This is a genomic window from Myxococcales bacterium (assembly GCA_016706225.1).
GTDB lineage: Bacteria > Myxococcota_A > Polyangia > Polyangiales > Polyangiaceae > JADJKB01.
The window spans coordinates 952,338-977,890 of sequence record JADJKB010000005.1; the positions used below are offsets into that span (position 1 = coordinate 952,338).

At 67.7% G+C, this 25,553-nt stretch carries 15 protein-coding genes; 11 read left to right on the top strand and 4 right to left on the bottom strand.

All coding sequences use genetic code 11. The annotated features are described in order from the left end of the window. Positions 1 to 75 precede the first annotated feature (75 nt). The 4 genes from IPI67_11915 (at position 76) to IPI67_11930 (ending at position 14,106) form a co-directional block, all read left to right on the top strand. Complete coding sequence (locus IPI67_11915) at positions 76 to 11,445, top strand: tetratricopeptide repeat protein (protein ID MBK7580902.1); 11,370 nt, start codon at positions 76 to 78, stop codon at positions 11,443 to 11,445. 33 nt (positions 11,446 to 11,478) lie between these two features. Beyond that, positions 11,479 to 12,129 carry a DUF374 domain-containing protein gene (locus IPI67_11920; protein ID MBK7580903.1) on the top strand — a complete coding sequence of 217 codons (651 nt, stop codon included), beginning with the start codon at positions 11,479 to 11,481 and terminating at the stop codon, positions 12,127 to 12,129. Then, positions 12,126 to 13,013 carry an aminotransferase class IV gene (locus tag IPI67_11925; protein ID MBK7580904.1) on the top strand — a complete coding sequence of 296 codons (888 nt, stop codon included), beginning with the start codon at positions 12,126 to 12,128 and terminating at the stop codon, positions 13,011 to 13,013. Before IPI67_11920 ends, IPI67_11925 begins: the two co-directional genes overlap by 4 nt. A gap of 106 nt (positions 13,014 to 13,119) precedes the next feature. Beyond that, positions 13,120 to 14,106 (top strand): hypothetical protein, encoded by a 987-nt coding sequence (locus tag IPI67_11930; GenBank protein ID MBK7580905.1) that lies wholly within the window; start codon positions 13,120 to 13,122, stop codon positions 14,104 to 14,106. 87 nt (positions 14,107 to 14,193) lie between these two features. Here IPI67_11930 and IPI67_11935 read toward each other — a convergent pair whose 3' ends face one another. The 4 genes from IPI67_11935 to dnaX all read right to left on the bottom strand — a co-directional run bounded on the left by IPI67_11935 (position 14,194) and on the right by dnaX (position 18,538). Continuing rightward, on the bottom strand, positions 14,194 to 15,369 hold the full coding sequence (locus IPI67_11935; GenBank protein MBK7580906.1) for a hypothetical protein: 1,176 nt from the start codon (positions 15,367 to 15,369) through the stop codon (positions 14,194 to 14,196). 2 nt (positions 15,370 to 15,371) lie between these two features. Further along, positions 15,372 to 15,764 carry a RidA family protein gene (locus IPI67_11940; GenBank protein MBK7580907.1) on the bottom strand — a complete coding sequence of 131 codons (393 nt, stop codon included), beginning with the start codon at positions 15,762 to 15,764 and terminating at the stop codon, positions 15,372 to 15,374. A 144-nt stretch (positions 15,765 to 15,908) separates the two neighbouring features. Continuing rightward, positions 15,909 to 16,496, bottom strand: coding sequence for a recombination protein RecR (recR, locus tag IPI67_11945; GenBank protein MBK7580908.1), 588 nt, complete (start codon positions 16,494 to 16,496; stop codon positions 15,909 to 15,911). Positions 16,497 to 16,630: 134 nt separating this feature from the next. Further along, positions 16,631 to 18,538: a DNA polymerase III subunit gamma/tau gene (gene dnaX / locus IPI67_11950; GenBank protein ID MBK7580909.1), complete on the bottom strand. Its 1,908-nt coding sequence runs from the start codon at positions 18,536 to 18,538 to the stop codon at positions 16,631 to 16,633. 266 nt (positions 18,539 to 18,804) lie between these two features. On the opposite strand from dnaX, the gene IPI67_11955 reads away from it, so the two are divergent. The 7 genes from IPI67_11955 to IPI67_11985 all read left to right on the top strand — a co-directional run bounded on the left by IPI67_11955 (position 18,805) and on the right by IPI67_11985 (position 25,510). Next, complete coding sequence (locus IPI67_11955; GenBank protein ID MBK7580910.1) at positions 18,805 to 19,683, top strand: hypothetical protein; 879 nt, start codon at positions 18,805 to 18,807, stop codon at positions 19,681 to 19,683. A 1-nt stretch (position 19,684) separates the two neighbouring features. Then, positions 19,685 to 21,202: a hypothetical protein gene (locus IPI67_11960; GenBank protein ID MBK7580911.1), complete on the top strand. Its 1,518-nt coding sequence runs from the start codon at positions 19,685 to 19,687 to the stop codon at positions 21,200 to 21,202. After that, a complete protein-coding gene (bioA, locus tag IPI67_11965) occupies positions 21,189 to 22,487 on the top strand; it encodes an adenosylmethionine--8-amino-7-oxononanoate transaminase (GenBank protein ID MBK7580912.1) in 1,299 nt (432 codons plus the stop codon). Before IPI67_11960 ends, bioA begins: the two co-directional genes overlap by 14 nt. Before the next feature lie 60 nt (positions 22,488 to 22,547). Next, positions 22,548 to 22,892 (top strand): (2Fe-2S) ferredoxin domain-containing protein, encoded by a 345-nt coding sequence (locus tag IPI67_11970; GenBank protein ID MBK7580913.1) that lies wholly within the window; start codon positions 22,548 to 22,550, stop codon positions 22,890 to 22,892. Positions 22,893 to 22,894: 2 nt separating this feature from the next. Beyond that, on the top strand, positions 22,895 to 23,320 hold the full coding sequence (locus tag IPI67_11975; GenBank protein ID MBK7580914.1) for a hypothetical protein: 426 nt from the start codon (positions 22,895 to 22,897) through the stop codon (positions 23,318 to 23,320). Between the two features lie 50 nt (positions 23,321 to 23,370). Continuing rightward, complete coding sequence (locus tag IPI67_11980; protein ID MBK7580915.1) at positions 23,371 to 23,928, top strand: isochorismatase family protein; 558 nt, start codon at positions 23,371 to 23,373, stop codon at positions 23,926 to 23,928. Between the two features lie 172 nt (positions 23,929 to 24,100). Then, positions 24,101 to 25,510 (top strand): sigma-54-dependent Fis family transcriptional regulator, encoded by a 1,410-nt coding sequence (locus tag IPI67_11985; protein ID MBK7580916.1) that lies wholly within the window; start codon positions 24,101 to 24,103, stop codon positions 25,508 to 25,510. Positions 25,511 to 25,553 lie beyond the last annotated feature (43 nt).

The window sequence follows — 25,553 nt, forward strand, 5'->3', positions numbered from 1 at the left end:
CCACATGCGCTCCGACGCGGCCTCCGCCCGCGTCACGGCTCGGTGGGGCAGCGATATTTCCACACGGGCCAGCGAATGCACGACCAGACCATCCGGACCGCCCTCGGCCAGCTCCAAGACGACCCCGACCTCAGCCCGGCGTGGGAGGCGCTCCAGGGTGCCATCGAGGCACCTGAACGCGACCTCGGCACTGCCGATTTGCTCCGCCTGCTCGACGCCGCCCGTGGGCGTCACGCCGACCGCGGGGAGTGGGAAGCCGCACTCCGCCTGCTCGACCTCGCGCTCGTCGCGGCGAAGGGCACCGAAGGCGAGGCCGCGCTGCTCAAGGAGCGCAGCCGGTTGCAGCGGGACGAGCTGTTCGACGAGGAGGGTGCCAACGAGTCCGCCCGGCGCTCGGTCGAGCTGACGCCGACGGACACGGAGCAGGCCGAAGCCGTAGCGGAGAGCGAGAACAAAAAGGAGCGCTGGAAAGATCTGGTCACGACCTACACGGGTGAGGCGGAGCAGGCTCCGGACGACGTGTACAAGAGCTCGATGCTCATGCGTGCGGCCGAGATGGAGCTGCGTTTCGGCGGAGCCAATGCGGACGGCGCGGCGGTCGCCGAGCGGCTGGAGCAGTCGGTGCGACTCGACCCGAGCAACGTGCGAGCCGGCAAGATGCTGGAGCGGGTGTTGCGGCGCGCGGAGCGCTTCGCGGACGTTGCGAGGGTGCTCGAGCGGGTGACGGATCGGGCCGAGGCGCCCAAAGATCGCGTCGAAGCAGGAGTGCGTCTCGGGCGGCTGTTCAAGACCCGGCTCGCCGACCCCGAACGGGCGGCGCGCGCCTACGAGCGCATCCTGAAGGACACCCCGGACCACCGAGAAGCCCTGGCGTTTCTCGGGGACTTCTACCAGCAGAGCGAGCGCTGGGACGATCTCGTCAACTTGTACGAGCGCGATCTGCAGACCCGCGACATGTCCAGCCCGGAGCGGGTCGGCGACATGCTTCAGATCGCCATGCTGCTCTGGAAGAAGGCGGAGCGCCCGACCAACGCCGAGACCTGGTTCGATCGCATCGCTCGCGTCGAACCGACCCAGCCGCTGGTGCTCGAGTTCTACCGCGAGCATGCGGTCGCAACCCACGACGAGAAGCGACTGATGGACGTACTCAGCGCCGCACAGCGCGCCATGAAGGATGGTCCAGACAAGACCGCCATCAGCACCGAGATCGCCCGGCTGGCGGAGGGCCAGGCGAACGCGCAGAAGGCCGTCGAACAGTACAAAGGTGTGCTGCGCCAGGACCCCGACAACGTCGAGGCCCGCGACGCGCTGAAGCGGTTGTACAAACAAACCCAGGGCTACAACGCGCTCGTCGAGTTGCTCCGGCAGGAGCTCGAGCGCATCGACGTGAACAACGTCGCAGAACGCGTGGCCGTGCTGCGGGAGGTGGCCACCGTCTACCGCCAGTATCTGAAGAGCGACACCGCACTCGTCAGCGTCCTGAATCAAATCGTGCAGCTCGACGAGAAGCTCGACGAGAACGACGTGCAAGAGGTGCGCGAGCTCGTGCAGTTGTACGAGAAGCTGCAGCGCTGGCGTGACCTGCTGACGAATCAGCTCAAGCTGGCCGAGATCACCGCTGACACCACCGAGAAGAAGGAGCTGTTCCGCTCGGTGGCCCGGCGCTGGCTCGAGCAGTTCTCGAACGTGCAGAACGCCACGGACGCCTACGAGGCCCTGTTCAAGGTCGATTCGACCGACGCAGAGGCCCGCGAGCGGCTGGCAGAACTGTACAAAAAGCGTCGGGCCTGGCCCGCGCTGTTCGAGCTCTACGAGGCCGAGGTCGGCTCGCTCGAGGGCATCGCGAAGATCCCGCTGCTCTCGGAGATGGCGGCCCTGGCGGCCGAGCGCCTGAATCGTGCGGCTGACGCGGTCGAGATCTACAAACAGATCCTGGAGCTCGATCCGGCTCGGGCGGAAGTGCTCGACGCGCTGGAGAAACACGCCGAGCGAAGCAAGGACTGGAAGACGCTGGCGTCCGTGCTCGAAAAACGCGTGACCGCTTCGGCGGACGACGCTGGCCGGCTCGCCGTGCTGCAGAAGCTCGGTGGTGTGTACGCCGATCACCTCGACGATCACGCCGCCGCCACCCGCGCCTGGCAGCGCGTGTTGGAACTTTCCCCGGGACACGCCCGAGCCCTGCGCGTGCTGCGGGACGCCTTCCTCGCCAACTCCGACTACGACGGACTCGAAGCACTGTACGAGTCGCAGGGCGATTGGGAGGGGCTGGCCGAGGTGCTCAGCACGGCCGCCGATCGCGCCAAGGAGGACAAGACCAAGATCGATCTGTCGTACCGCGCGGCCGCGGTGCTGGAACAGAAGCTGCAGGCGCCGGACCGCGCATTTCGCTCCTACGAGCGGATATTGGCCGCCGATCCCAGCGACGCGCGGGCCGCGCGCGCCCTGATTCCGCTCTACGAACACGATCAGAAGTGGGCGCGCCTGCCGGCGCTGTACGAGCTCCTGGCCGAGGTAGCCGAGAGCTCCGACGAGAAGCTGTCGCTCCTCAGCAAGCTGGTCGACCTCGCCACCCACCGGCTGTCCGACAAAAAGGCTGCTGCAGGCTACGCTCGTCGAGCCTACGAGCTGTCCCCCGGCAGCCCGGAGGCGCTGACCTTGCTCGAAGAGTCGGCGACCGCGGCTCAGGCTTTTGGTGAGCTGGCGGGTGCGCTCGAGGCACGCCTGGCCACGCTGGCTGCGGCGCCGCAGGGTGATGCCGAGTCTCCGGCGGCCGAGAAGGGCAAGAAGCGCGGCAAGAAGAAGCGCGAGGACGCGGTGACCGTGCCCGACACGTCCGCGGCGCGGGCCGTCGCCGTGCACGAGGTGGAGCAGCGAGGCCTGTCACTGAGGCTGGCGGGGCTGTACGAGAAAGAGCTCGGTCGCACCGACGACGCCGTGGCGGTGTACCGCGCCCTGCTCGAGCGGGATCCGACCGACGCCGATGCCGCGATGACGCTCGAGAACTTGTTGCGCAAACACGATCGGCGTGACGAGCTCCGGTGGCTGCTCGAGCTGCGCGTGCAGCACGCCGCAAACGACGCCGACAAGGTCCAGATCCTGAGCGACTGGGCGACGCTCGAAGAAGAGGTCTTCGAGTCGTCCGAGAACGCCATCAAGCTGTACCGGCGAGTGCTGGAGGCCGACTCGGCCGAGAGCAACGCACTCAGGGCATTGCCGCGTCTGCTCTTGCTGGCGGATGACCCACAAGGGGCCGCCGCAGTAATCGAATCCCACCGCGCGAACCTGCAGGGAGACGAGCTGGCGGCCCGGGAGGTCGAGCTTGCGGAGCTGTACCTACTGCGCCTCGATCGGTTCGACGACGCGCTCGAGTCCGCGGTGCGCGCGCTCGAGCTGTCACCGGGCAGCCCACGCGCGATGAGCGTGCTCGAGAAGCTGATGAACCGCGATCAGACGCGGGTGAAGGCCGCCGAGGTGCTGGCGCTTCAGTACGCGAGCGGGGGTGACTCTGGACGTGAGGCCCAAGCACTCACGGTCATGCTGGCCCAGAGCACGGAGCCCGCCGAGCGCCTGGACATTCAGCAACGGCTGGCTGATGTTCACGAACAGAAGCTCGGCGCCTACGGCAACGCGCTGGACGTGATCTTGGCCGCGGTGCGCGAGTTCCCGTCGGAGCTCCCGCTCTGGGATCGTGCCGACTCACTCGCCACCGCCGCCGGTCGTCCCACCGACCTGGCGGAGACGTTCCGAGACGTGCTCCGAAACGAGCTGGGGCGAACCGTGGAAGTGGAGCTCTGTGAGCGCGCGGCCCGCCACTACGAAGACAAACTGGGCGACCCCATCGGCGCGACTCCCTACCTCGAGCGCGTGCTCAGGCTCGACGCGGGAAACGAGCCGGCGTTCTTGCGCTTGAAGGACATCCTGACCGCGGCGGAGCGCTGGTCGGAGCTCGAGGCGCTGTACGATCGCGCCGCGCAGGCGACGGATGATCCGGCGCGCAAGGCCGACATGCTCGTCGAGGTGGCGCTGGTCTGCGAAGAGATCATCGACGCGCCCGGCAAGGCGGCCGAGCACTACGAGCGCATCCTGGATCTGGATCCGTCCCACGACGGCGCGGTACGCGCTCTCGATCGGCTCTACGGACAGCTGGAGCGCTACGAGGATCTGGCGCGCCTGCTGACCCGCCGTGTGGACACGGCGAGCGGGGACGAGCTCTTGGAGCTGGAGCTGCGGCTGGCGCGCATCGAGCTCGATCGGCTCCACCATCCGGAGCGGGCCATCGGTCACGTCGAGAACGTGCTTCGCGAGCGCCCGAACGACTACGACGCGCGGGAGCTGGCCGAGAAGTTGCTGCAAATCGGCAGCATGCGCGCGCGCGCGGCGAAGATCCTCGAGGGGGTGTACGAGGCCCGGGACGAGATGCGAGATCTCGTCCGAGTGCTCGGCATTCGGCTCGAAGAGCTCGACGCCGCGCTGCGTGACGCCGAAACGGCGGATCCGGTTCAGGACGACGAACGCCGGGAGCTCTTGCGGCGTGTCTCGGTGCTGAGGGACGAACGGCTCCACGACGACGAGGGCGCGTTCGAAGCGCTGGCGCGCCTGGTGCCACTCGATCCCCTGGACGCGGACGCGCGAGACCGGCTGGTCGACATTGGTCGTCGGACCGGCGCCCATCGGCGGGTCGCGGAGGTGCTGGATCGAGCGGCGGAGAAGGCCGACACCAACGGCCTGCGCGGCGAAATCCTGATGCGCACGGCTGCGATCTACGACGAGCAGCTGAACGACTCGGACCGTGCGGAGGAGACCTACCGTCGTGTGCTCGGCCTGGACGAGTCGGACCAGGAGCTGGTTCTGCCCGCGGCGCGTGCGCTCGAACACATCTACGTCGCCAGTGGCCAACACAAGAAGTTGAGCGAGGTGCTCGAGACCCAGGTGAAGCTCGAGCAAGACGGTCAGCAACGCCGGGAGCTCTTCGGCCGTCTCGGCGTGCTGTATCAGGGTGTGCTGGACGACCCGACGAGCGCGATCGGCGCTTGGCAGGCACGGCTCGAGGAAGACCCTGCCGACGACGCGGCCCTGGCGGCCCTCGACGCGCTGTTCGAGAAGACCGAAAAATGGCGCGAGCTGACCCAGATCCTCGAGCGCCGGCGTGAGGTCAGCGAGGATGCTCCGCTGCGTCGCGCCCTGATGGTTCGCATGGCGGAGGTGCTCGCCGCCAAGCTCGAGAGTGTGCCCGAGGCCATCGACGCCTGGAGCGCAGTCGCTGACGAACACGGCACGTCCCTGGAGTCCCTGTTGGCGCTGGAGAAGCTCTACCAGACGGCGGAGCGCTGGGATGAGCTCGCGGAGGCGTACACCACCCACCTCGACGTGGTCGAGACTGACGCCGAACGCTTGGATCTCCTGGCCAGGTTGGGCGACTTGCGGCGGCTGAAGCTGCGGGATCTCGAGGGCGCGCTGGAGGCCTACCGACGTGCGCTCACGCTCGACACGACCCACGCCGCGAGCCGCGCCGCGCTCGATCAGCTCCTCGATGCGGAGGACTCCCAGGCGCGTCGCGAAGCCGCGGCGGTGCTCCACCCGATCTACGAGGGCGAGGGCGCGCACGAGGCGCTGCTCAAGGTGATCGAGATCGAGGTGGGGGCGGCCGAAGATCCCCTCGATCGGCTCCAGGCTCTGGAGAAGGCGCTGCAGATCGCCGAACACTCGCTGAGCGACAGCCGGCGTGCGTACGACTACGCCGAGCGGGCGTTGCGCGAGGCCGCGGGGCACACCGAGCTCCTGCAATGGCTCGATCACCTGGAGCGGCTGGCGTCCGCATCGGACCGCCACGCCGACGAGGTCAAGCTGCTGTGTGACGTCGTGCCCAACATCTTCGATGGCGACCTGCAGCTGTCCGTCACGCTGAAGATCGCCGACGTCGCGCGGCAGAAGCTGAACGACGCCAAGCTGGCCCGGGAATACTACGAAAAGGCCCTCGAGCTCCGCGGCGAAGACCGTCGTGCGCTGCTCGCTCTGGAGTCCCTCTACGAAGAGGCCGGGGACTCCCAGAGCCTGCTCGGGATCTTCGAGCGTCGCATCGACACCGCCGAGGGCGACGACGAGAAGAAGGCCCTCTTGTATCGCAAGGCCAAGCTCCTGTCGGATGCTCTGAACGACAATTCGCAGGCGATCGTCGCCTACGAATCGCTGCTCGACATCAAGCTCGAGCCAGAAGCGGTCAGCGCTCTGGAGACCCTGTACGCGCTCGAAGAGCGCTGGCAAGATCTGGTCGATCTCCATCGGCGTCAGCTCGACGCCGGTCAGGGCGGCGGGGCGGACTTGCGCGTCAAAATGGCGCGTGTGCTGGCTCAGCGCATGCAGGAAGTCGGGCGGGCCTTCGACGAGCTCGAGGACGCCCTCGAGATCGAGAAACAACACACCGGCGCCATCGCCGAGCTCGAAAAGCTGATGGCTCCCGGCGGTGATCCCGAGCACAGGGCCCGGGCGGCCGCGATCTTGGAGCCGGTGTACCTGCTGCGTGCCGATTTCGGCAAGGTGATGGAGTCGATCGGAGCGCGCCTCGATTTCAGCCAAGATCCCGACGAGCGGCGGGAGCTCTTGTCGCGCCTTGCGCAGCTCTACGAAGAACAGAAGGAGGACTACGTCTCTGCCCTCGAGACGACGGCGAAGTTGCTCCATGAAGACCTCTCGGACGAGCCGACCCTGCTCGAGCTCGAGCGGTTGGCGAAGGTTGCGGGTGCCGAGCGGCGCCTGGCCGAGATCTTCGCGGCGGAGCTGGAGAACGTCGTGGCGGATGAACCCGCCACGGCCAAGCTGGCGCGGAGAGCGGGTGAGATCTTCGCGAGCCTCCGCGAGCACGAGCGGGCCTTGGTATTCTTGCGACGGGCGCTCGCTTTCGAGCCCGACAGTCGTGAGCTGTTCGACGGCGTCGACTCCATCTTGCTCCAGCTGGACCGGCCGGCGGAGCGCGTCGAACACTATCGCGCAGCGCTCGACCACCGCTTCGAGCCCGCAGATCGACTGGCTGCGCTCCACACCATCGCAGATCTCGAGCGCACGCGGCTCGAGCTGCCGGATGCCGCCATCGAGACCTATCGTGCAGCGCTCGACGTCGACGAACGCGACGAGCGCGCGCTGAACGCGCTGACCGATCTCTACCGTCAGCGCGGTCGTTTCCCCGAGCTCGCCGAGCTCACGCTGCAGCGTGCGGAGAGCGCGCTCGACCCGCAGCTGTCGGCCCCCCACCGGCTGGCGCTCGCTCGGCTGTATCTCGGCGAGCTGGCCGAGCCGGACCGCGCAGTCGATCAGCTCGAAGAGATCGTGACTGCGGTACCGGGGCACTCCGAGGCCGTCAGTGTGCTCGAGGGCCTGCTGCACGAAGAAGCCATGAAGCTCAGGGTCGTGGAGATCCTGCGTCCGCTCTACGAAGGGGTCGATGACTGGAAGCGCCTCGTGCGCCTCAACGAGGATCGCTACGCGCTGGCCGAGTCCCCGCCGGAGAAGGTGGCAGTGCTGCGCGAAACTGCCGGACTCTGGGAGGAGCGGGGCCGGGACGCGGCGCGGGCGTGTCGGGCGCTCCGAGTGGCCGTGGGCCTCGACCCCGACGACGGCGAGACTCGGGCGGAGTTCGAGCGCCTCACCGATCTGACCGGGGCCTGGGACGAGCTGACGGCCACCTACGAGGCGGCCCTCGAGGCCAGTCCCGACATGCTGAGCCGTCGCGACGTCTTGGCGCGGGTGGCAGAGGTCCACGACAAACGGCGCGACGATCCCCGCGCGGCCCTGGTGGCCTATGAGCGGTTGCGTCAGGTCGACGAGACCGACCTGGACGTGCTGGCCCGCATGGAAATGCTCGCAACGCTGCTCAGCGATTGGGCTGTGCTCGTCAACGTACTCACGTCGAAAGCGGAGTACGTGCTCGACGACTCCGAGCGGGCCAGCCTCTGGCGTCGCGTCGGCGAGGCCAAGCGCGACATGCTCGAGGACGCTGCGGGTGGCATCGCCGCGTACGAACGCGCGCTCGAGCTCGAACCCGATAGTGCCTTCACCGTCGATTGCCTGATCGATTTGCGTGAGGCCGGCGATGACGCGGAGACGCTCGCGGAGCTGTACCAGCGCCGCGTCGATCTCTGTGAAGAGGACGACGCCGACCTGAAGTACGACATCCTGCGCCGCGCCGCGAAGACCCAGGAGGGCAAGCTCTCCGACCGCCGAAAGGCGATCGATCTCTTGGGACAAGCACTGGCCGTGCGCGCCGCGGATCCGGAGGTCCTGAACGAGCTCGATCGCCTGTATCGGCACGAAGAAATGTGGCCGGAGCTACTGGACAACCTCAAGTTGGCGGCGAGTCGCGCCGAGACGAGCGAGGAGCGCGCGAGGCTTCGGCGCGGCATGGGGGCGTTGCTCTCGGAGAAGCTGTCGAGCCACGAGGAAGCGCTCGATGCGTACCGGCTGGTGCTCGATGAAGTACCGAGCGACTCGCAGAGCATCGAGAGGGTCTTCACGCTGGGCAAAGAGCACGAAGATCTGCGCCAGGCAGTGACCGGAATTTTGGTGCCCGTGCTGCGCGCGGCCGAGCGACATGCGGAGCTGACGTCGGCGCTCGAGATGCGCCTGACCATGGAGTCCGATCCCACCGAGCGCGCGGAGACCTTGCGCACCATCGCGACCGTTCTGGACGAGAAGTTGGGGCGCGCGGGGGATGCACAGGCGGCCCTGCTCAGGGCGTTGGCGGAGCGTCCCGACGCATCCGACCTGCATGCCGACGTAGAGCGCCTGGCTCAGGCCAGCAACGGCTGGGCAGCCTACGCCGAGGCGCTGGCAGAACGTGCGCAGAGCACGTTCGAGCCGGAGGTCGCAAAGGACCTGTGGTCGCGCCTCGGTCGTGTCGCCGAAGAACGGCTGGCGGACGATGCTCGCGCAGTCGAGGCGTACACCCACGCGGTTGAACAGGCCGGCGAACAACCCGAGCTCCTGGAGGCTCTCGATCGCCTGCATGCGAAGCTCGGCAACGCACAGGCGTTGGCCGACGTGATCGAACGCAGAATCGCCATCGAGGCGTCGGAGGCGGCCCAAGCCGAGCTGTTCAACCGGCTCGGCGTGATCCAGGCGCAGGACTTCAAGGAGCCGGCCCGGGCGCTCGGGTCCTTCCGCATGGCGCTCGAGCGCGTGCCCGAGCACGACGGCGCCGCGGACGAGTTGGAGAAGCTCACCAGTGACCGCGACCTGTTCGAAGAAGCGGCGGAGGTGCTCGAGACCGTCTACCGCAAGCGGGGCAAGACCGACCGCTTGGCTTCGTTGTACGAAAAGCGGGTTGGCTTCGCGGACAGCAAAGAGCAGCGGATCGAGATGCGCAAGAGCTTGGCGCGTGTGCTGGAAGAGGACGCCAAAGATCCGGCCGCCGCGCAGCGAGTGCTGCAACAAGGTCTGACCGACGACCCGTCGGACGGCGCCGTGCTCGACGAGATCGAACGCCTGGCTGCCGTGACCAACAACTGGGAGGGCGCCGCGGCCGCGCTGCGCGCCGCGATCGAGGCGAACACGGAGCTGCCCAAGGATTTGGGGCGCGACCTGTCCGTTCGTGTCGCCACGTGGCAGCGCGACCGAATGGAAGACGGCAGCGCCGCCGAGGCGTCCCTCGGGCGAGCGCTCGAGTTCGATCCCGAGAGCGACGAAGTGCTCGTCTTGTTGGAGCAGGTACAGCGGGCGCCCGGTCGCGAACGGGATCTGGTGGGTACGTTGCGTCGGCGGGCCACGCTCACGACGGACGACGCGCGTCGCGAGGATCTGTACCGCGAGGCGAAGGGATTGGCCGACGGGCTCAGCGACACTGCGCTGGCAGAGACCTTGATCCGCGAGCTCCTGACCCAGGACGAATCCAACGTTTGGGGCCTGACCGAGTTGACCGATTTGCGCGAGCGCGCGCAGGACTTTGCGGAGACCTTCGAGCTGCTCACGCGCCGCGCGCAGGTCCACGCTCGCGGCAGCCTGGTGCGGGAGCTTCGGCACCGCGCCGCCGTCATCGCTCGAGAAAAGCTCGCTCAGCCCGATGACGCGATCGGCATCTACGAGCAGCTCTTCGAGGACGAACCATCGGACCGCGTGGCGTCGGCGGCGCTCCGAGAGCTCTATCCGGGTGCGAAGCGCTGGGAAGATCTCGGCCGCTTGCTGGAGCGCCTGGTCGACATGTCGGACGCTGCGGCGGAGCGCAGCGCGCTCAGGCTGGAGTTGGCGAAGCTGAACGTGGAACGTTTCGAGCTAACCGACGCCGCCGTCGAGCTGCTTCGGATCGTGCTCGACGACGATGCCGGCAACGGCGACGCGGTCGTGATGCTCAGCGAGCTGTACGAAGCGGCGCAGCGCGACGAGGAGCTTGCCGAGCTCTTGTCGGCCCAGATCGAGGGCGCCAAGACTCGCGGGGACATGCAGGCAGAGCTGCGCTTCCAGGTTCGGCTCGGAGAAATCTACGAGACTCGTCTGAACGATCGCAACAAGGCCATCGCGATGTACCAGGCGGTCTTGGCGCGGGAGGCTTCGCATCAGGGTGCGCTCGAGGCCCTCGCGCGCCTCTACCAGGCTGGCGGTCAACTGACCGAGGCAGCCCAGGCCCTCGACAGCTTGATCGGAGTGAGCGAAGGCGCCGAGGCGGTCCGCCTCGCGGGCAGCCTGGCCGACGTGCACGAGCAACTGGGTGACAAGCCCGCGGCGGCCGCTGCACTCGAGCGGGCTCTGGTCATCGACCGGGGCAACGCCGACGTCCGCCCGCGAGTTCGTCAGCTCTACGAGGTGACCCAAGCCTGGGAGAAGCTCGCGCTTCACCTGGTGGTCGACGCAGAGCTGGTCAGCGACGTCGAGGAGCAGGTGGCCCTGCTCTGCCGAGCGGCGGAAACCCACGCCAAGAAGCGCAACGATCCCACCCAAGCTGCCCTGGTGCTCGAGAAGGCAAGTGCGCTCAAGCCCGACGACCGCGAGCTCTTGCTGGCCCTCTGCGACGCCTACAGTGCGTCCGGGAAGGGCAAAGCCGCTGCGGAGGTGCTGGAGAAGATCGTCGAGAGCTACGGCGGAAAGCGCTCCAAAGAGCTGGCTGAGATCCATCGCCGCTTGGCGGACGCTCACATCGCCGATGGCAACACCGCAAAGGCCCTGGAAGAGCTCGACAAGGCCTTCCGCATCGAGCCGGGCAACGTGCACGTACTGAAGGCGCTCGGAACCGTGGCGCTGCAGGTCGAAGATCTCAAGCGGGCCATGCAGATGTTCCGCGCGTTGTTGTTGCAGAAGCTGGAGGCAGACTCGCCGATCACCAAGGCCGAGGTGTTCTTCCACCTAGCCGAGGTCCACAACAAACAGGGCGAGAAACCCAAGGCGATCCAGATGCTGGAGCGGGCGATCCAGGCGGACGACAACCTCACGGCCGCCAAAGACTTGTTGGCTGAGCTCAAGGGCTGACGTCGGGAAAGACCCTCGCCAGCCCACCCGCTCATGGCCCGCGCGATCGGACTCCTTGCCGGCATCGTGCTCCGGCTCTGGGCGCTCAGCTATCGCGTCACGCTGGTGTCGGAGACCCTCGCAGGACTCGGGCCGCAGGGTGTGTTTGGTTTCTGGCACGGACGCCAGATGGCACTCTTGGGCACGGGCGCGCTTCGCCAGGGTGTGGCACTCGTCAGCCACTCGCGCGATGGGGCGCTTCAGTCCGGAATTCTGTCGAGCCTGGGAGTCGACGCCGTGCGCGGCTCGAGCTCGCGTGGTGGGGCGCGCGCACTCCGAGAGTTGGTGCGGCGGCTTCGAGCTCGACCCGAGCGAGCGCTGTTCGCAGTGGACGGGCCGCGCGGCCCCGCCTTCGTCGCCAAGCCGGGCGCGGCCCAGGCCGCGGTGCTGGCTCGGGTGCCGCTGTTTCCCGTGGGGAGCGCCGCGCGGTGGGTGATTCGAGTGCGGGGGGCGTGGGACGACTTCGAAATCCCGCTGCCGTTCTCACGAGTGGTCGTGGTCGTCGGCGCGCCGCTCGACGCGGCCCGCGGGGTCGCCGAGCCCCAGGTCCTCGAGCTGGCAATCCGTCGCGCCGGCGCCACAGCGGCGGAGGGCCTCGCCCGCGGCAGGCTCCCCTGCCTGCTGGGTGAAGGAGGCAGAGCGTGAGCACCGTCGTCCTCGTAGATGGGGAGCTCTGTGAGCCAGACGCAGCACGCGTCAGCGTCTTCGATCGAGGGTTTCTCTACGGTGACTCGGTGTTCGAGACACTTCGAACTTACGCAGGGCGGCCGTTCAAACAGGCCGAGCATCTGGCGCGCCTCGAGCGGAGCGCAGCCCGAGTGTTCATCGAGCTGCCGGTGTCGCTCTCGCAGCTCGCGCAAGAGATCAACACGGGACTCGAGCGCGCTGGCAACCCCGAGAGCTACATGCGTGTGATCGTCACCCGCGGGAGCGGCCCAGTCGGTCTGGACATCGGCTTCGAAGTGGACCCGCTCAGAGTCGTGATCATCGCTCCGCTCGAGCCGCCGCCGGCAGAGGCCTATGCACGCGGCATCACCGTCGTGACGTTTCCTACCCAACGTGTCGCGGAGTCGACCGAGGCGGCCGGCACGAAGGTCGGCAACTACCTGGTGGCCGTGCTGGCCATGCGCAAGGCGCGGGCAGCAGGCGCCAGCGAGGCATTGATCGTCGACCACGCCGGCAACGTCGTCGAGGGGGCCTCGTCCAACGTGTTCGCGGTCCGCGGCGGGCGCCTCTCGACTCCGGCGGAGGAGGCGGGGATCCTGCCGGGCATCACGCGCTCGACCCTGCTCGACGTGGCCCGGGAGGCGGGCATCGCGGTCGATTTCGAGGCGCTCTCGGTGGCCGAGCTCCAGGCGGCGGACGAGGTCTTTGTCACCTCGAGCATCCGGGAGCTGTTGCCGGTGGTCCGCATCGACAGCACGGCGATTGGCGCGGGAACGCCGGGTCCCACGAGCCTTTTGTTGCTGCGGTCGTTCCGGAAAAAGGCCCGGGATCTTCTGGGTTTGCCCGAACCGACCGGGCACTGAATCAAGCCCCCGTCCGGCGCGTCGAATGGCGGTGCGGAAAGCCCCGAGCCGCGGGGAAGGATCTGGGGCAAACCGCGTAAACTGACGGGACGAGGTAGGCGAACACATGAAACATTTCTTTGGCACCCTGACCCTGGCGCTCGTTGGACTTTCGTTGCTTGGCGCGAGCGGCTGCAAGCTCGTCTGCAAGGACAACGAAGAGGACAACGGGAGCACCTGCATTGCCAAGAGCACGACCAAGTTCAACGGCACCGAGGTCAACAAGTCCGTGGACTACCAGGCAGGCGGGTCGGTGACCGTCTCCGCCGTGTACGGCAAGGTCAGCATCGAGGGTGGCGCGGCGGCCGGCAAGGTCGAGGTCGTGTTCAAACCGTTCGACTTCGAGGGCCATGATGAAAAGGAACTCGCTACTCGACAGATGAACGAGAACCTGTCGCTCAACATCAACGAGGGCGCAAACATCGACGTGACCGCGGGGCGCACTGGCGAGCCGACCAATGGTCTGGGTACGTCGATTACGATCAAGCTACCGCCGGAGTTCGACGGCAACTTGACGGTGCTGAATCAAGGTGACGGCCCGCTGGCGAACGCCGGTGAGTTCGACGTCGACATCGCGTCGGTGCAGAAGGCCGCGACTGTGACCTTGACGAACAAGTCGTCGCTCGGCGACTGCACCGTCCAGGGTGCACCGAGTGTGCTGGTCACTTCGGTCCAGTGTGGCCACAAGGTGACGGTGCTCGGTGTCAGTGACGACGTGAATATCACCACCGATGGTGCCGGCTTCGACGACCCCTCGGTCGTGCTCAGGGTGGCCAGCATCTCGGCCACGGCGAAGGGCGGCAGCATCACCGTCGCCGACAAGGGCAGCATCGAAGCGACCTTCCCCGCATCCGGCAACTACTCGGTGCACGGTTCGGCCCCGAAGGGCGCGGTCGATCCCGGCGCGCCGCCGGCCAGCTGCGCAGTGACCGAGGGCTCGGCGGCGGACAAGAACGTCGCCTGTGGGACGGGCGGGCCGACCTACTCGCTCACGACCAACGGCGAGAACGACACCGTGTTCCAAGAAGGGAACATCAAGCTCTTCTACAAGTGACCGACGCTGCCTCGCGCCGCTCCCCCTTCCCGGTGAGCGGCGCGTCGCATTTTGTTCTCTGAGACTCCGCGCCGGGACAGGTGCGGTTCAGGGCGCGGGGTCGGCTGCTGCCGGCGCTTCGCCCGCCGGTGTGTCGTCTGTCGTTGCGGTGCCCGTTGGGTCCCGGCGCACGGGGATGCGCAGGCTGCCGTTGCCCTGAGCCAGCAGAAGACTGACGGCTTTTTCGAAGAAGCCTTTTAGAAAGCCCACCTCGTGTGGCGCATCGGTGATGAGCCCACGCTTGTCGATGGCGGCGATGGTGGCAGCCACTTCGAGCGCCTTTTCTTCACCCTCTCGCGCCAAGATACTGAGCGCGCTGTCCTTCATGGCGCGAGTCAGATCGGCCCGGCGCTCGGGAGAGAAATAACGGTCGGTGGTCTTGACGATCTCGCCCTCGAGGGCGACGCGCATTTGCTCGGGATCGGGCTCCGTGCCGGGCGGGACCGTCTCGCCGACCGCCGCCAGCATTTCCTCGACGGCAGCGCGCGTGGGGAACCAGCCTCGAAATTCTGGCAGGGCGTGGAGCGCGGCCGAGGTCTTGGCCACCTCGAGCGCGTCCTCCTCGGAGAGCTCTAGCCCTTCATCGTCGAACGGGTGCATGGGCGCGATAGCTGGGATCGGCTCCAGCAGCGAGCGGGCGGTGGTGAATCCGAGCGGCTCGGGTTGTTTGCGCTCGGCGTGGAGCTTGCGCGCGGCGGCGATTCGGTGGCGAACCCATTCGACCGGGACCTTGATGGGTTTGTACTGCGCGCCCGGTAGGGCCTTGCTCATGTTCTGTTTGAGCTGCGACGCACTCTGCTCCATCACGTCGACGCGGTGTACACCTTGAGCGTCGTGCAGCACCACGAACGCCGAGTGGTAACGGCTCGCAGGCCTGGAGGCGGCGATGACCAACAAGGTGTTGCCGGCGGTGTCGGGTGGCATCATCCACGCTTCGATCACCTCTTCGTGTTTGGGGCCGGAGAGGCTGGCGGCCCTGGGCCGGTCTGGCACCGCGACTCCGCGGCTCTTCAGCACGCCCAAGGCCCGCCGTGCCGCCTTGCGCGCGGCGCCCGTGCCGCGCTCCGCCACCTCGGCGACCGCCGCCGCATTTGGTAGCTTGAGCCACGCTTCGACTAACTCCGCCGCGCGGGGACCGGCGCTCTCGACTGCGGCCACGGCGCCCTCGGCGCCTACGCTCGTGAGCTTGGTGTCGAACTCGGACTTCTTCTCGTCTTGGGCCATGATCATCCCGTTCTCGGCATGCGCGCGATGCCGTCGATCTCGACGCGCGCCCCCCTCGGCAGCGCGGCAACTTGAACCGTGGCGCGGGCCGGTGGGTCTTTGTCGAAGCGTTCCCCGTATACCCGGTTGACGACCGCAAAGTCGGCCAGGTCCGTCAAAAAAATCGTGGTCTTCAGCAGGTCGCCAAAGCTCGCACCGGCGCCGGCCAACACCTGACCCAGGTTGTCGAGCACACGCCGAGTCTCGAGCTCGATGTTGCCGGTCACGAGCTCTCCCGTGCTCGGGTCGAGAGGGATCTGCCCGCTCAAGAAAAGGAAGTCTCCACACGCGATGGCCTGAGAGTAGGGGCCGATGGCGGCCGGGGCTCGATCGGTGGAGATTGTTTTTCGGGGCATGGCGGGCGCGCATCTTGGCGCCGGCGCGACCTCAGATCAACCGCTCGTCGGCGCTCCGGGCGTCGGGCTTTGCTCGGGCACGGCTGCGTCGCCGTCGCCCGGCAAATTCGGCGCAAAACATCCCTCCGCGGCGTCGTCTTCGGCTCAGCGCCCCATCGAGCGGCGCCCGTCGATGGCGCGGCCCAGGGTGATCTGATCGGCAAACTCGAGATCCCCGCCGTGGGGGACGCCGCTGGCGATGCGCGAGACGCTCACGCCGGCCCGCTCGAGCTCCCGCGCCAGGTAGAGAGCGGTCGCCTCACCATCGACGCTCGGCGGGGTCGCGATGATGACCTCCTTCACGCCGTCGGTCGCGATGCGGTTGTGAAGTGCGCTGAGGGGTAGCTCCTCCGGTCCGATCCCGTCCAGCGGCGAGAGCAGTCGTCCCAGCACGAAGTAACGCCCGCGCATGGCGCCGCTGCGCTCGATTGCGAGAAGATCCTGGACGCGCGCGACGATGCACAGGAGTGACGGGTCGCGGCGGTAGTCCCTGCACACCGGACACACCCGATGTTTCTCGGGATCGACCTCGGCCAGATTGCCGCAGCGCTCGCAGGGACCCACACTGTCCGCCGCGTCGAGCAACTCTTGCCCGAGCTCGCGGGCGAGCTCGCCGCTCTCGGTGGCCAGGTGAAGGCAGTAGCGCTGCGCGGTCTTCTCACCGACGCCGGGCAGGCGCCCGAGCAGCTGCATCAATCGAGAGAGTCGCTCCGGAAGCACGGGCGGAGTGTAGCCTCGACGGGGGCGCTGGCGTCACCCTCGGGCCGCGACCTCGGAAAAAAACCAGCTCGGAAGCGCTCGCGCCGGCCTGCGCCGGAGGGGATCCCTCACTTGGCAGCGAGCTTCAGGTCCTTGATGCGGGCACCGAGCACCTCGATGGCGTCGGTTACACTCGGGTGCCGCTTGGCCTCGGCGATCGCCTGCTGGACCTTTGCCCGCCGCTCGCGCGCCGACTGGGCCGCCAACGTGTCGAAGCCGCGAGAGCGTTCGGAGTCGAGCTCGACGACGACGTGCACGCGGACGCCGAAATGCTCGCTGGCCGCGCGCGTGAGGGCGGCCACTGCCTCTTTTTCCGCTGCTTGTGCCGCAAACACACTGCCCGGTTCGAAGCCGACGACCAGCTCGGTGGGGCTGAGGCTGAGGGGCGCGGCGTGCTCGAAGAAAGCAGACAGCTCGGGGCGCAGCGCTGCAAGGCGCTCCAAGATCCCCACGAACGCCACGATGTCCACGTCCGCCGACGGCGTCTCCGTGGGTGGCTCCGGTGGTTCGGGCTCGGGGGCGGTCGAGCGCCGTGAGGGCGGGGCGCTCGGGGAGGCGGCGGCCGCGATGGGGCGGGGTGTCGGCGCCGTGTCTCTGGGGCGAGACGCCGCACGCGGTCCGGGACCAGTCGTCGCAGGTTCGGATGGAGGTTCTTCGCGCCGATCGCGCGGGGGGCTCGGGCGCTCTCGGCTCTGGGTCTCTCGCGGTCGCGGTCGGCCTTCCGCCGGTCGCATGGCGTCGAAGTCCGCGCGGGCCGAGGTCCGCTCCGGCCTCGCCGCATCTCGAGTCGGCGCCCTGCCCAGGCGACGCTCGAGCGCCGAGAGCCGTCCGATCAAATCGTCGATGGGCAAGAGTGGCGGACGCCGCGCGAGTCGCACCAGCAGCATCTCCAGCGCGGCTCGCGGCTGGCCGCTCCGGACCACTTCGTCGAAGCCCTGAGAGAAGCCTTGGTGCAGCCGCAGCAGATCGTCGGCGTTTGCGCCCTGAGCGAGTGCCATGACGTCGCTCCGCTCTTCGTCCGCGAGATCGAGCAGCTCACCTGGGTCCGGGCAGACCTTGGCGACGACGACGTCGCGCAAGAGCGCGAGCAGATCGCGGGCCACGTGCGGGATGTCGTGTCCCTGCTTGGATAGCTCGGCGACCACTTCGAGCGCGCGGGGCGCGTCCCCACGGACGAGCGCTGCCGCGATGTCGTGCAGCACCTGATGGCTGGCCACGCCGAGCACTCGCGACACGTCCGGGCCGGTGAGCGTCTCTCCACCCCAGGCGATGACCTGGTCGAGCAAGCTCATCGCGTCCCGCATGCTGCCGGCTGCTTCGCGCGAAAGGATACCGAGGGCCCGATCGTCGGCGCCGATGCCCTCTTTTTGAGTGACGGAGCGCAGGCGGTCCGCGATGAGCCGGGTCGGGATCAGCTTGAAATCGAAGCGCTGCACGCGGCTCAGGATGGTGATCGGAACCTTGTGGACCTCCGTGGTCGCGAAGATGAACTTCACATGCGGGGGAGGCTCTTCCAGGGTCTTCAGGAACGCGTTCCACGCGCTCTGCGAGAGCATGTGAACCTCGTCGACGATGAAGATCTTGTACCGGTCTCGGGCCGGACGGTACGGGATCATCTCCTGCAGACGGCGGACTTCGTCCACGCCGTTGTAGCTCGCGCCGTCAATCTCTTGCACGTCGACATCGCTGCCGGCGGCGATCTCGATGCAGGGAGCGCATTGCAAGCACGGTGACGCGGTGGGTCCGGCGTCCGTGCCGGCCGGGACCGTCCCGGGAGCTCGTGTGCAATTCAGGGCCTTGGCCAAGATGCGCGCACTCGTCGTCTTGCCGACACCGCGTACCCCGGTGAAGAGAAAGGCGTGGGCGACCCGACCGACATCGATGGCGTTGCCGAGAGTTCGCGCCACGTGCTCTTGTCCGACGAGATCGTCGAAGCTCATCGGTCGCCATTTGCGCGCCAGGACCACGTAACTCATGGGCCTTTCCGGCTACCAGAGTTGGCGCCGGGCCGGTAGTGGGGGGCGCCGGCGGCAGCAATGGCCGGCTCGAACGTGGAGCCGAGGGCTCGGCCGGCGGGTTACGGGAAATCGCGCGCTCCACCGGGGCAAAGTCGCGGTCTACGGCGGGGAAAGCGCAGGAACTTCCCGCTCCGGACTTTCGCCGCTCGCCGGTCCGCCGTAGGTTTCTCGGCGTGAAGCTCGAGCTAGCTCCTTGCTTTGCTCTCCGACCGCGCGGGCGGCGGGTGAGAAGCCGTCTTCTGCTGGGTTGTTCGATCCTGGCGTTGTGGTCGTGTGCGCCGGCGCAGCCGTCGGTGAGTGAACCCGAGCGAGCCGTGCCGGCTGCCTCCACGGCTCGAGCGCCTGCGTCTGCCGACAGTGCTGTCGTCGCGATGGTGCCCGATGCCGGGATGCCCAAGCCCGAGATCGAGGCCATGGAGCCGCCCGTCGACCCAAACGCAAAGTTGGAGATCCTGTTTCCGTTCGCCGAGCAGCGGCTCCTGATCCCCAAGGCGCCGGGCTACACCGTCCGGACCAAGATCGTGGGCTGGCCCCTTGGAAAAACCGGAAAGGGCGTCGTGATTGCCCTCGACCAACATCGGCCGAGGCGGCTCGCGAGCGATTCGGGTTTTCCGCTCGGGAGTTTGGTCGATGAAGGGGCCAAGCTCGTGCCAGGGCCGCACTCCCTCGTGCTGAGTGCGGTCGATGCAGAGTCGCGGGTCGTGCGGGGCAATGCTGGGTCGCTCGCCCCGTTTGCGGCGGTGCGGTTCTGGGTCGGCGACCGCGCCCTCGAGCAATTGCCGGTGCCGCGGGTGACGCTGATTTCGCCTGCGGGCACCTACAACGGCGACGCGGCTGCGGATGAGCTGTCCATCGACTTCATTGCGACCCCCGAGCGCCTGGGTCCGGGCGGCGCGCAGATCCGGGTGCGCGGGCTCGGCCTGTTGCTCGAACGCCGCATCGACACGTGGCAGCCGCTCAGGGTCCGACACGCGCCGAGCGGCGACCTCGAGGTGGAGGTCGTGTTGCTCGACGCCAAGGTCACCGCCATCGAGGGCGGTCGGGCCGCACGGACCGTGACCGTGAACCGCGAGCTCCGCCCCCCGGCTGGGCAAAAACCCTGAGATGGCCCCGTCGCTGCTCAGCGGTGTGCTCCTCGCGTGGGGCATTGCACAGGTCGCGCTCGGCGTGTTCTTCGCACTCGTCTACGTGTGGGGCCGCCGGGAGGCTGACTACCTCTTGTTCGGATTGATGTGTTTCTCTCTCGCGCTCACCAGTGGCGGAATGGCGATGGGCACGCTGCCCAACACCACCGAGAGCTGGCTCCTCGCGTCGAAGCTGGGTCACGCGGGCGCGATCGCTGCCCCGGTCTTCAACCTGCATTTTGCGTTGCGCTACCGGTCGCAGGCGGTTTCTCAGAAGCTCATGCCCTGGTTCTACGCGGCTGCGGTGTTGTTCGAGCTGGCGAACGCCTTCGATCATTGGTGGGTACCAGGCTCGGTGCAGTTCAGCACTCCGCGGGTTTTCGGTGCAGCGGTGATCCACGGTAGCGGCCGCCCGACTCCGATCGCGTTCGTGTACTACGCGACAACCGCCTGTCAGCTGGTCGCGTCGCAGGTCTTGTTCTTCCGAGCCTACCGCGGCGGCAGTCGCGAGGCGTTGGTCGCGCTCGCGGGCGGGTTGTTCGTGTGTGTGGCCGGGGCAAATGACATCGGTTGGGTCACCGGACTGCTGGAAGATTCGGTCTTTCTCCAGCCCCATGCCTTCATGCTCTATGCCTTCGCGGTGGCAAGCACCCTCGTGATGCGTTACGGCCTCACAGCCGGTGAGCTGGTGGTGGCCAACACGATGCTCCGGCACACCGCCGAGGAGCTGCGGGTCTCTCACGCGGAGCTGCTCGAGGTGCAGAGCACGCTGGAGACGAAGGAGCAGCTAGCCGCCGTGGGTGAGCTGGCCGCATCGATCGCTCACGAGGTGCGAAACCCTCTGGCGATCATCGGCAATGCCGTCGCCGGGCTCCGACGGGCCGACGTCGGCAGTCCGGACCAGCGTCTGCTCCTGGACATCGTCGACGAAGAGGCTGCGCGGTTGAACCAACTGGTCACGGATCTATTGCGCTTCGCTCGACCGGCGAAGTTGAGCCCCACCGAGGTGGACCTCGCCGAGCTGCTGCAGTCGATGACGAGGAAGGACGGCGGCGGCGGCGAGCTCGACGTGCGCATGGCCGATGAGCACATGCGGATCGTCGCCGACGCAGCGCTGCTCCGCGTCGCCGTCGGCAATCTGGTGGACAACGCGCGGCAGGCGACCGCTCCCGGTGAGCGGGTGACCGTGACGGTCGATACCGTGACCGAGCGAGGCAAGACCTTCGGGCGCATCGAGATCCGAGACGCCGGTCCGGGCATGGCCGAGGAAGTGCTCGCGCGGGCCTGTGATCCGTTCTTCACCACGCGGCCGAGCGGGACGGGGCTGGGTCTGAGCATCGTGCAGCGCATCGTCCGGGCGCATGGCGGACGGCTGGAGCTCGAGAGTGGGCCGGAGACGGGAACCGTGGCGCGCGTGCTGGTTCCCAAGGAAGGACCGCAGAGCCGCAGCAGTCATCCACCGTCCTCGTCCTTGGAGGGTCGCCGTGCCGCTTCGTGAACACATCGTCCGGCTCGACAAAAGCCGAGTCTGGCACCCGTACACGCCGATGAGCGCTTACGTGGACCACACCGATCCCCTCGTGCTCACCCAGGCCAAGGGCTCACGCCTGATCGACGCCGACGGGCGGAGCTACATCGATGGCAATTCATCCTGGTGGACCGCTGCGCTCGGCCACGGTCACCCGCGACTGGTGGAGGCGCTGCGCCGTCAGGCCGAGGTGATGTGCCACGTCTCCCTGGCAGGCATCACCCACGAGCCAGTCGCTCGTTTGGCCGACGAGCTGTGTGCTGTCACCCCGCCCGGCCTGTCCCGAGTCTTCTTCAGCGATGACGGTTCCACGGCGGTCGAGGTCGCGCTGAAACTCTCACTGCAGTATTGGCACCAGAATGGGCGCCCCGAGCGGACGCGTTTCGTCGCGCTGTCCGGCGCATTTCACGGTGACACCCTCGGCGCGACTGCGCTCTCGGGCGTCGAGTTGTTCCGTCGGCCCTTCGCCAGTGTGCTCCTCGACTGCATCCACGTGCCCGTCGAGCCGGACGGCTACGCGCGGGCGTTCGCGCGGCTGGAGCGCGTGCTGAGAGAAGAGAGCGACACCCTCGCCGCGATCGTGCTCGAGCCGATGGTGCAGGGCGCCGCCGGCATGCGCATGTACGCTGCGGAGCACCTGGCCCGCATCGCCGAGCTCGCCAGCCGCGCCGACGTGTTCCTGATCCTGGACGAGGTGTTCACCGGCTACGGTCGCACCGGTCCGATGTGGGCGCTCGAGCACGCAGCCGTCAAACCGGACCTCCTGTGCACGGCCAAGGCGTTCAGCGGCGGAATGTTGCCGATGGCCGCTACCGTGGTGAGTGAGCGCATCTACGAAGGTTTCTTGGGTGACGCCGAGCGGGCCTTTTATTACGGCCACACCTACTCCGGTAATCCTCTGGGCGCGGCCGTCGCGCGGGAGGTGCTGGCGATTTATCGCGACGAGCAGGTGCTCGAGCGGGCGCGGCCCAAGGCCGCGCGGATCGCTCGGGCCTTCGAGGGTCTGGCGGACGTGGTTGGGCCCGAGAACGTGCGCGCCCTGGGCATGATCGGCGCCCTCGATCTGGGCGGAGCCGAGGGCTATCTGGCCGGAAGTGGTTGGCGTGTGTACGACGAGGCGCGCAAACGCGGCGCCTACCTGCGGCCCCTGGGCAACGTGGTCTACCTGGCACCGCCGCTCAACATCGAGGACTCCGAGCTGGACGCGCTGTGCCAGATCTTGGACGAATCCGTCCGCGCAGTCGCCGTGCGCTGACGCCGAAATCAGAGCCGGCTATTGACCGCCGGGCGCGAGGGGCGCGACGCTTCGGCTCTCATGGCGCAACGTCGACGGTATCTGTTCGTGTGTGTGAATAGGCGGCCGGACGGCGCTCCGCGTGGCTCGTGTGCGGCGCGCGGTTCGCTGGAGCTACACGCCCGCCTCAAGGACCTGCTGAAAGAGCGAGGACTCGCGGAGCTCGAGGCTCGGGCGTGTACCTCGAGCTGCCTCGACACGTGTTTGTACGGTCCCAGCATCGCGGTCGAACCCGACCACTTCTTCTACGGCAGGGTCAGGCTCGAGGACGCCGAGGAAATCGTCGATGCGTTGGTCGAAGGTCGTCGTGTCGAGCGCCTGGTCCTCGACCCGGAACATTTCCACGAGCCCAAGAAGTCTGGCTGAGCATGCTGCGTCGCGAGCCGTTTCGCCAGACCTTGGTCGGTTGTTACTTTCGCGCGGGGGCGACCGCTTCCGGCGAGCCCGCGACGCTCGAGCTGGTGGGTGAGCGCCCGCTGTTATTGCCGGGGCTCGGGCGCTCACTCAGCGTGACGGGCTCGTTACGGGCGCGAGGCCTCTTGCCGGACGCTCCGCTCCGCGGGCGTCTGGTCTTCGACCGCTGGTTACCGTTCGCGGTTCGCTACGATCTCGAGCTCGACGGGCCGGACGGTCAGACGTGGCGCTTGCATGCCTCCCGACCGCCCGCCGCGCTCGGGCCGCTCACCCGCGCGAGCAGCGTGCACGCCGAGCTGAGCGACGCGCTGGGCGCTCGTGTCGCCACCTTCGAGCTGCGGTTCGACCTGCGCAAGGACCTGCTGAGGTACTTGACCTGAGCTGACGGGGATGGTTTTCGCGCGGTCGTCCGGGTGGTATGCATGCGTGCATGCTTCGCCTCGAGCCCCGCACGACCGCCGTCATCGTCGTCGACGTTCAGGACCGCCTCGCGGTCGCCATGCCCGCCGAGCAGCTCGAACGTGTGAAGCGCGCGGCGCGGATCCTCGTGGAAGGAGCGCGGCTCTTGGGCGGCACGGTGCTCGTCACCGAGCAGTACCCGAAGGGGCTCGGCGCGACACTGCCGGAGCTGGCTGACCTGCTGCGGGCCGCAGACGCACCGTTCTTCGAGAAGCTTCAGTTCAGCGCCTGTGACGCGGCGGGCTTCGGCGCTCGGCTCGAAGGGAGCGGGGCGAAGACTGCCATCGTGCTCGGCATGGAGACCCACGTGTGCGTCTACCAGACCGTGCGGGATCTCGTCGCGCGGGGCCTCGAGGTGCACGTGCCCATCGATGGCGTGGCGTCACGCCGCGAGGACCACCGGGAGGTCGGCCTCGGCCTGTGTGAGCGGGCCGGCGCCATCCGCACCACCAGCGAGAGTGTGGTCTTCGACTGGCTGGGGCAGGCGAGCGGCGACGCTTTCAAGCAGATTTCCAAGCTGGTTCGCTGACCCCGAGCCCCGGAGCGTCAGCCAGCACAGCGGTGAAGACGCAGGAAATCAAAGCGCAATTTTGCCTGCGGCGGGCCGCCAGCCTGGCGCGCCCCGGCTGACACGAAGTCGGCGCGGATCGACAAGTTGACGCACCGTTGACATGACGGCAGACACAAGACAATATGGCGACATGAGTGACATTGAGGCAACGAGCACCGAGACGCCCCTGCCACTGAGCGAGGCGGGCCTGCCGACTCAGTCGGACGTGACGGTGCTCGTCGTGGACGACGAACCGAGCAACGTGGTCTCACTCCAGAAGATCTTTCAGCGGGAAGGCATGCGAGTGCTGACGGCGGATGGCGCGAAGGCGGGGCTCGACCTTGCGCGCAAACACCGCGTCCAGGTCGTGCTCACGGATCTGATGATGCCCGGAGTGAACGGCGTCGAGCTGCTCAGGGCACTCAAGGAGGTCTCGCCGGACACCGAGGTCGTGTTGATGACCGCATACGGCACGGTGGAGACCGCGGTCCAGGCGATGCGCGAGGGCGCGTACGATTTCGTCGAGAAGCCGCTCAAGCGCATGAACATCGTCAAGAGCATTCGTAAGGCAGCGGAGCGCCACTCGCTCGTCGCCGAGAACCGCTCCCTGCGCCAGGAGCTCAAGCTGCTGACGTCACGGGAGATCGTCGGACAGAGCACGGCGCTCCGGCGAGTGCTCGACATCGCGACGCAGGCCGCACCGTCGTCCGCCACGGTGCTCGTGCTTGGGGAGAGTGGCACCGGCAAGGAGCTCATCGCCCGCTACATTCACGAAAAGAGCGCGCGCGGCAGCGGTCCGTTCGTCGCTGTCAATTGCGCGGCGATCCCCGAGTCGATCCTGGAAGCCGAGCTTTTTGGCCACGAACGCGGCGCGTTCACCGGAGCCGTGAGCAAGCGTGAGGGACGTTTTGCGCGAGCGCGCGGCGGCACGCTCTTCCTCGACGAGATCGGGGAGCTGTCGCCCGCGGTGCAGGTCAAACTCTTGCGCGTGCTGCAAGAGGGTGAGTACGAACCGGTGGGTGGGAACCCGGTGAAGGCGGACGTCCGCATCGTGGCGGCCACCAATCGTGATCTGGCGGCGGAGGTGGAAGCGGGGCGCTTTCGCGAGGACTTGTACTATCGGCTCAACGTGATCGCGGTGACCGCGCCGCCGCTGCGCAACCGCGGCGAAGACGTACCGCTTCTGGTCGATCACTTCCTGGGGGTCTACTGCAAGAAGAACGGTCGGCCCCGGTTGAACGTCCCCGCTGACGTGATGCGCAAGCTCTCGGACTACTCGTGGCCGGGCAACGTGCGTGAGCTCGAGAACGTGATCGAACGCGCGGCGGTCCTGTGCCGCACAGACACGCTGCGGCTCGAAGATCTGCCCGACGCGGTCGCTCAGGCGAGCACGCCCGCCCCGTCCGCGCTCACGTTCTCGATCGGAACTCCGCTCGAAGAGGTCGAACACCGCCTGATCCGCGAGACGCTGGCGTACACCTCCGGGGACAAATCCATGGCGGCCCAGCTGCTCGGGATCTCGACGCGGACCATCTATCGCAAGCTCGGTGAGGACGCCTGAGTCGGACTCGCCGGAGGGGTTCTGTCGCCCGGAGCCGGACCCG

Coding starts and splice junctions, on each gene's coding strand:
- IPI67_11915 (MBK7580902.1), top strand. CDS start 76: ATGCACGACCAGACCATCCGGACCGCCCTCGGCCAGCTCCAAGACGAC.
- IPI67_11920 (MBK7580903.1), top strand. CDS start 11,479: ATGGCCCGCGCGATCGGACTCCTTGCCGGCATCGTGCTCCGGCTCTGG.
- IPI67_11930 (MBK7580905.1), top strand. CDS start 13,120: ATGAAACATTTCTTTGGCACCCTGACCCTGGCGCTCGTTGGACTTTCG.
- IPI67_11935 (MBK7580906.1), bottom strand. CDS start 15,369: ATGGCCCAAGACGAGAAGAAGTCCGAGTTCGACACCAAGCTCACGAGC.
- IPI67_11940 (MBK7580907.1), bottom strand. CDS start 15,764: ATGCCCCGAAAAACAATCTCCACCGATCGAGCCCCGGCCGCCATCGGC.
- recR (MBK7580908.1), bottom strand. CDS start 16,496: ATGCAGCTGCTCGGGCGCCTGCCCGGCGTCGGTGAGAAGACCGCGCAG.
- dnaX (MBK7580909.1), bottom strand. CDS start 18,538: ATGAGTTACGTGGTCCTGGCGCGCAAATGGCGACCGATGAGCTTCGAC.
- IPI67_11960 (MBK7580911.1), top strand. CDS start 19,685: ATGGCCCCGTCGCTGCTCAGCGGTGTGCTCCTCGCGTGGGGCATTGCA.
- IPI67_11970 (MBK7580913.1), top strand. CDS start 22,548: ATGGCGCAACGTCGACGGTATCTGTTCGTGTGTGTGAATAGGCGGCCG.
- IPI67_11975 (MBK7580914.1), top strand. CDS start 22,895: ATGCTGCGTCGCGAGCCGTTTCGCCAGACCTTGGTCGGTTGTTACTTT.
- IPI67_11980 (MBK7580915.1), top strand. CDS start 23,371: ATGCTTCGCCTCGAGCCCCGCACGACCGCCGTCATCGTCGTCGACGTT.
- IPI67_11985 (MBK7580916.1), top strand. CDS start 24,101: ATGAGTGACATTGAGGCAACGAGCACCGAGACGCCCCTGCCACTGAGC.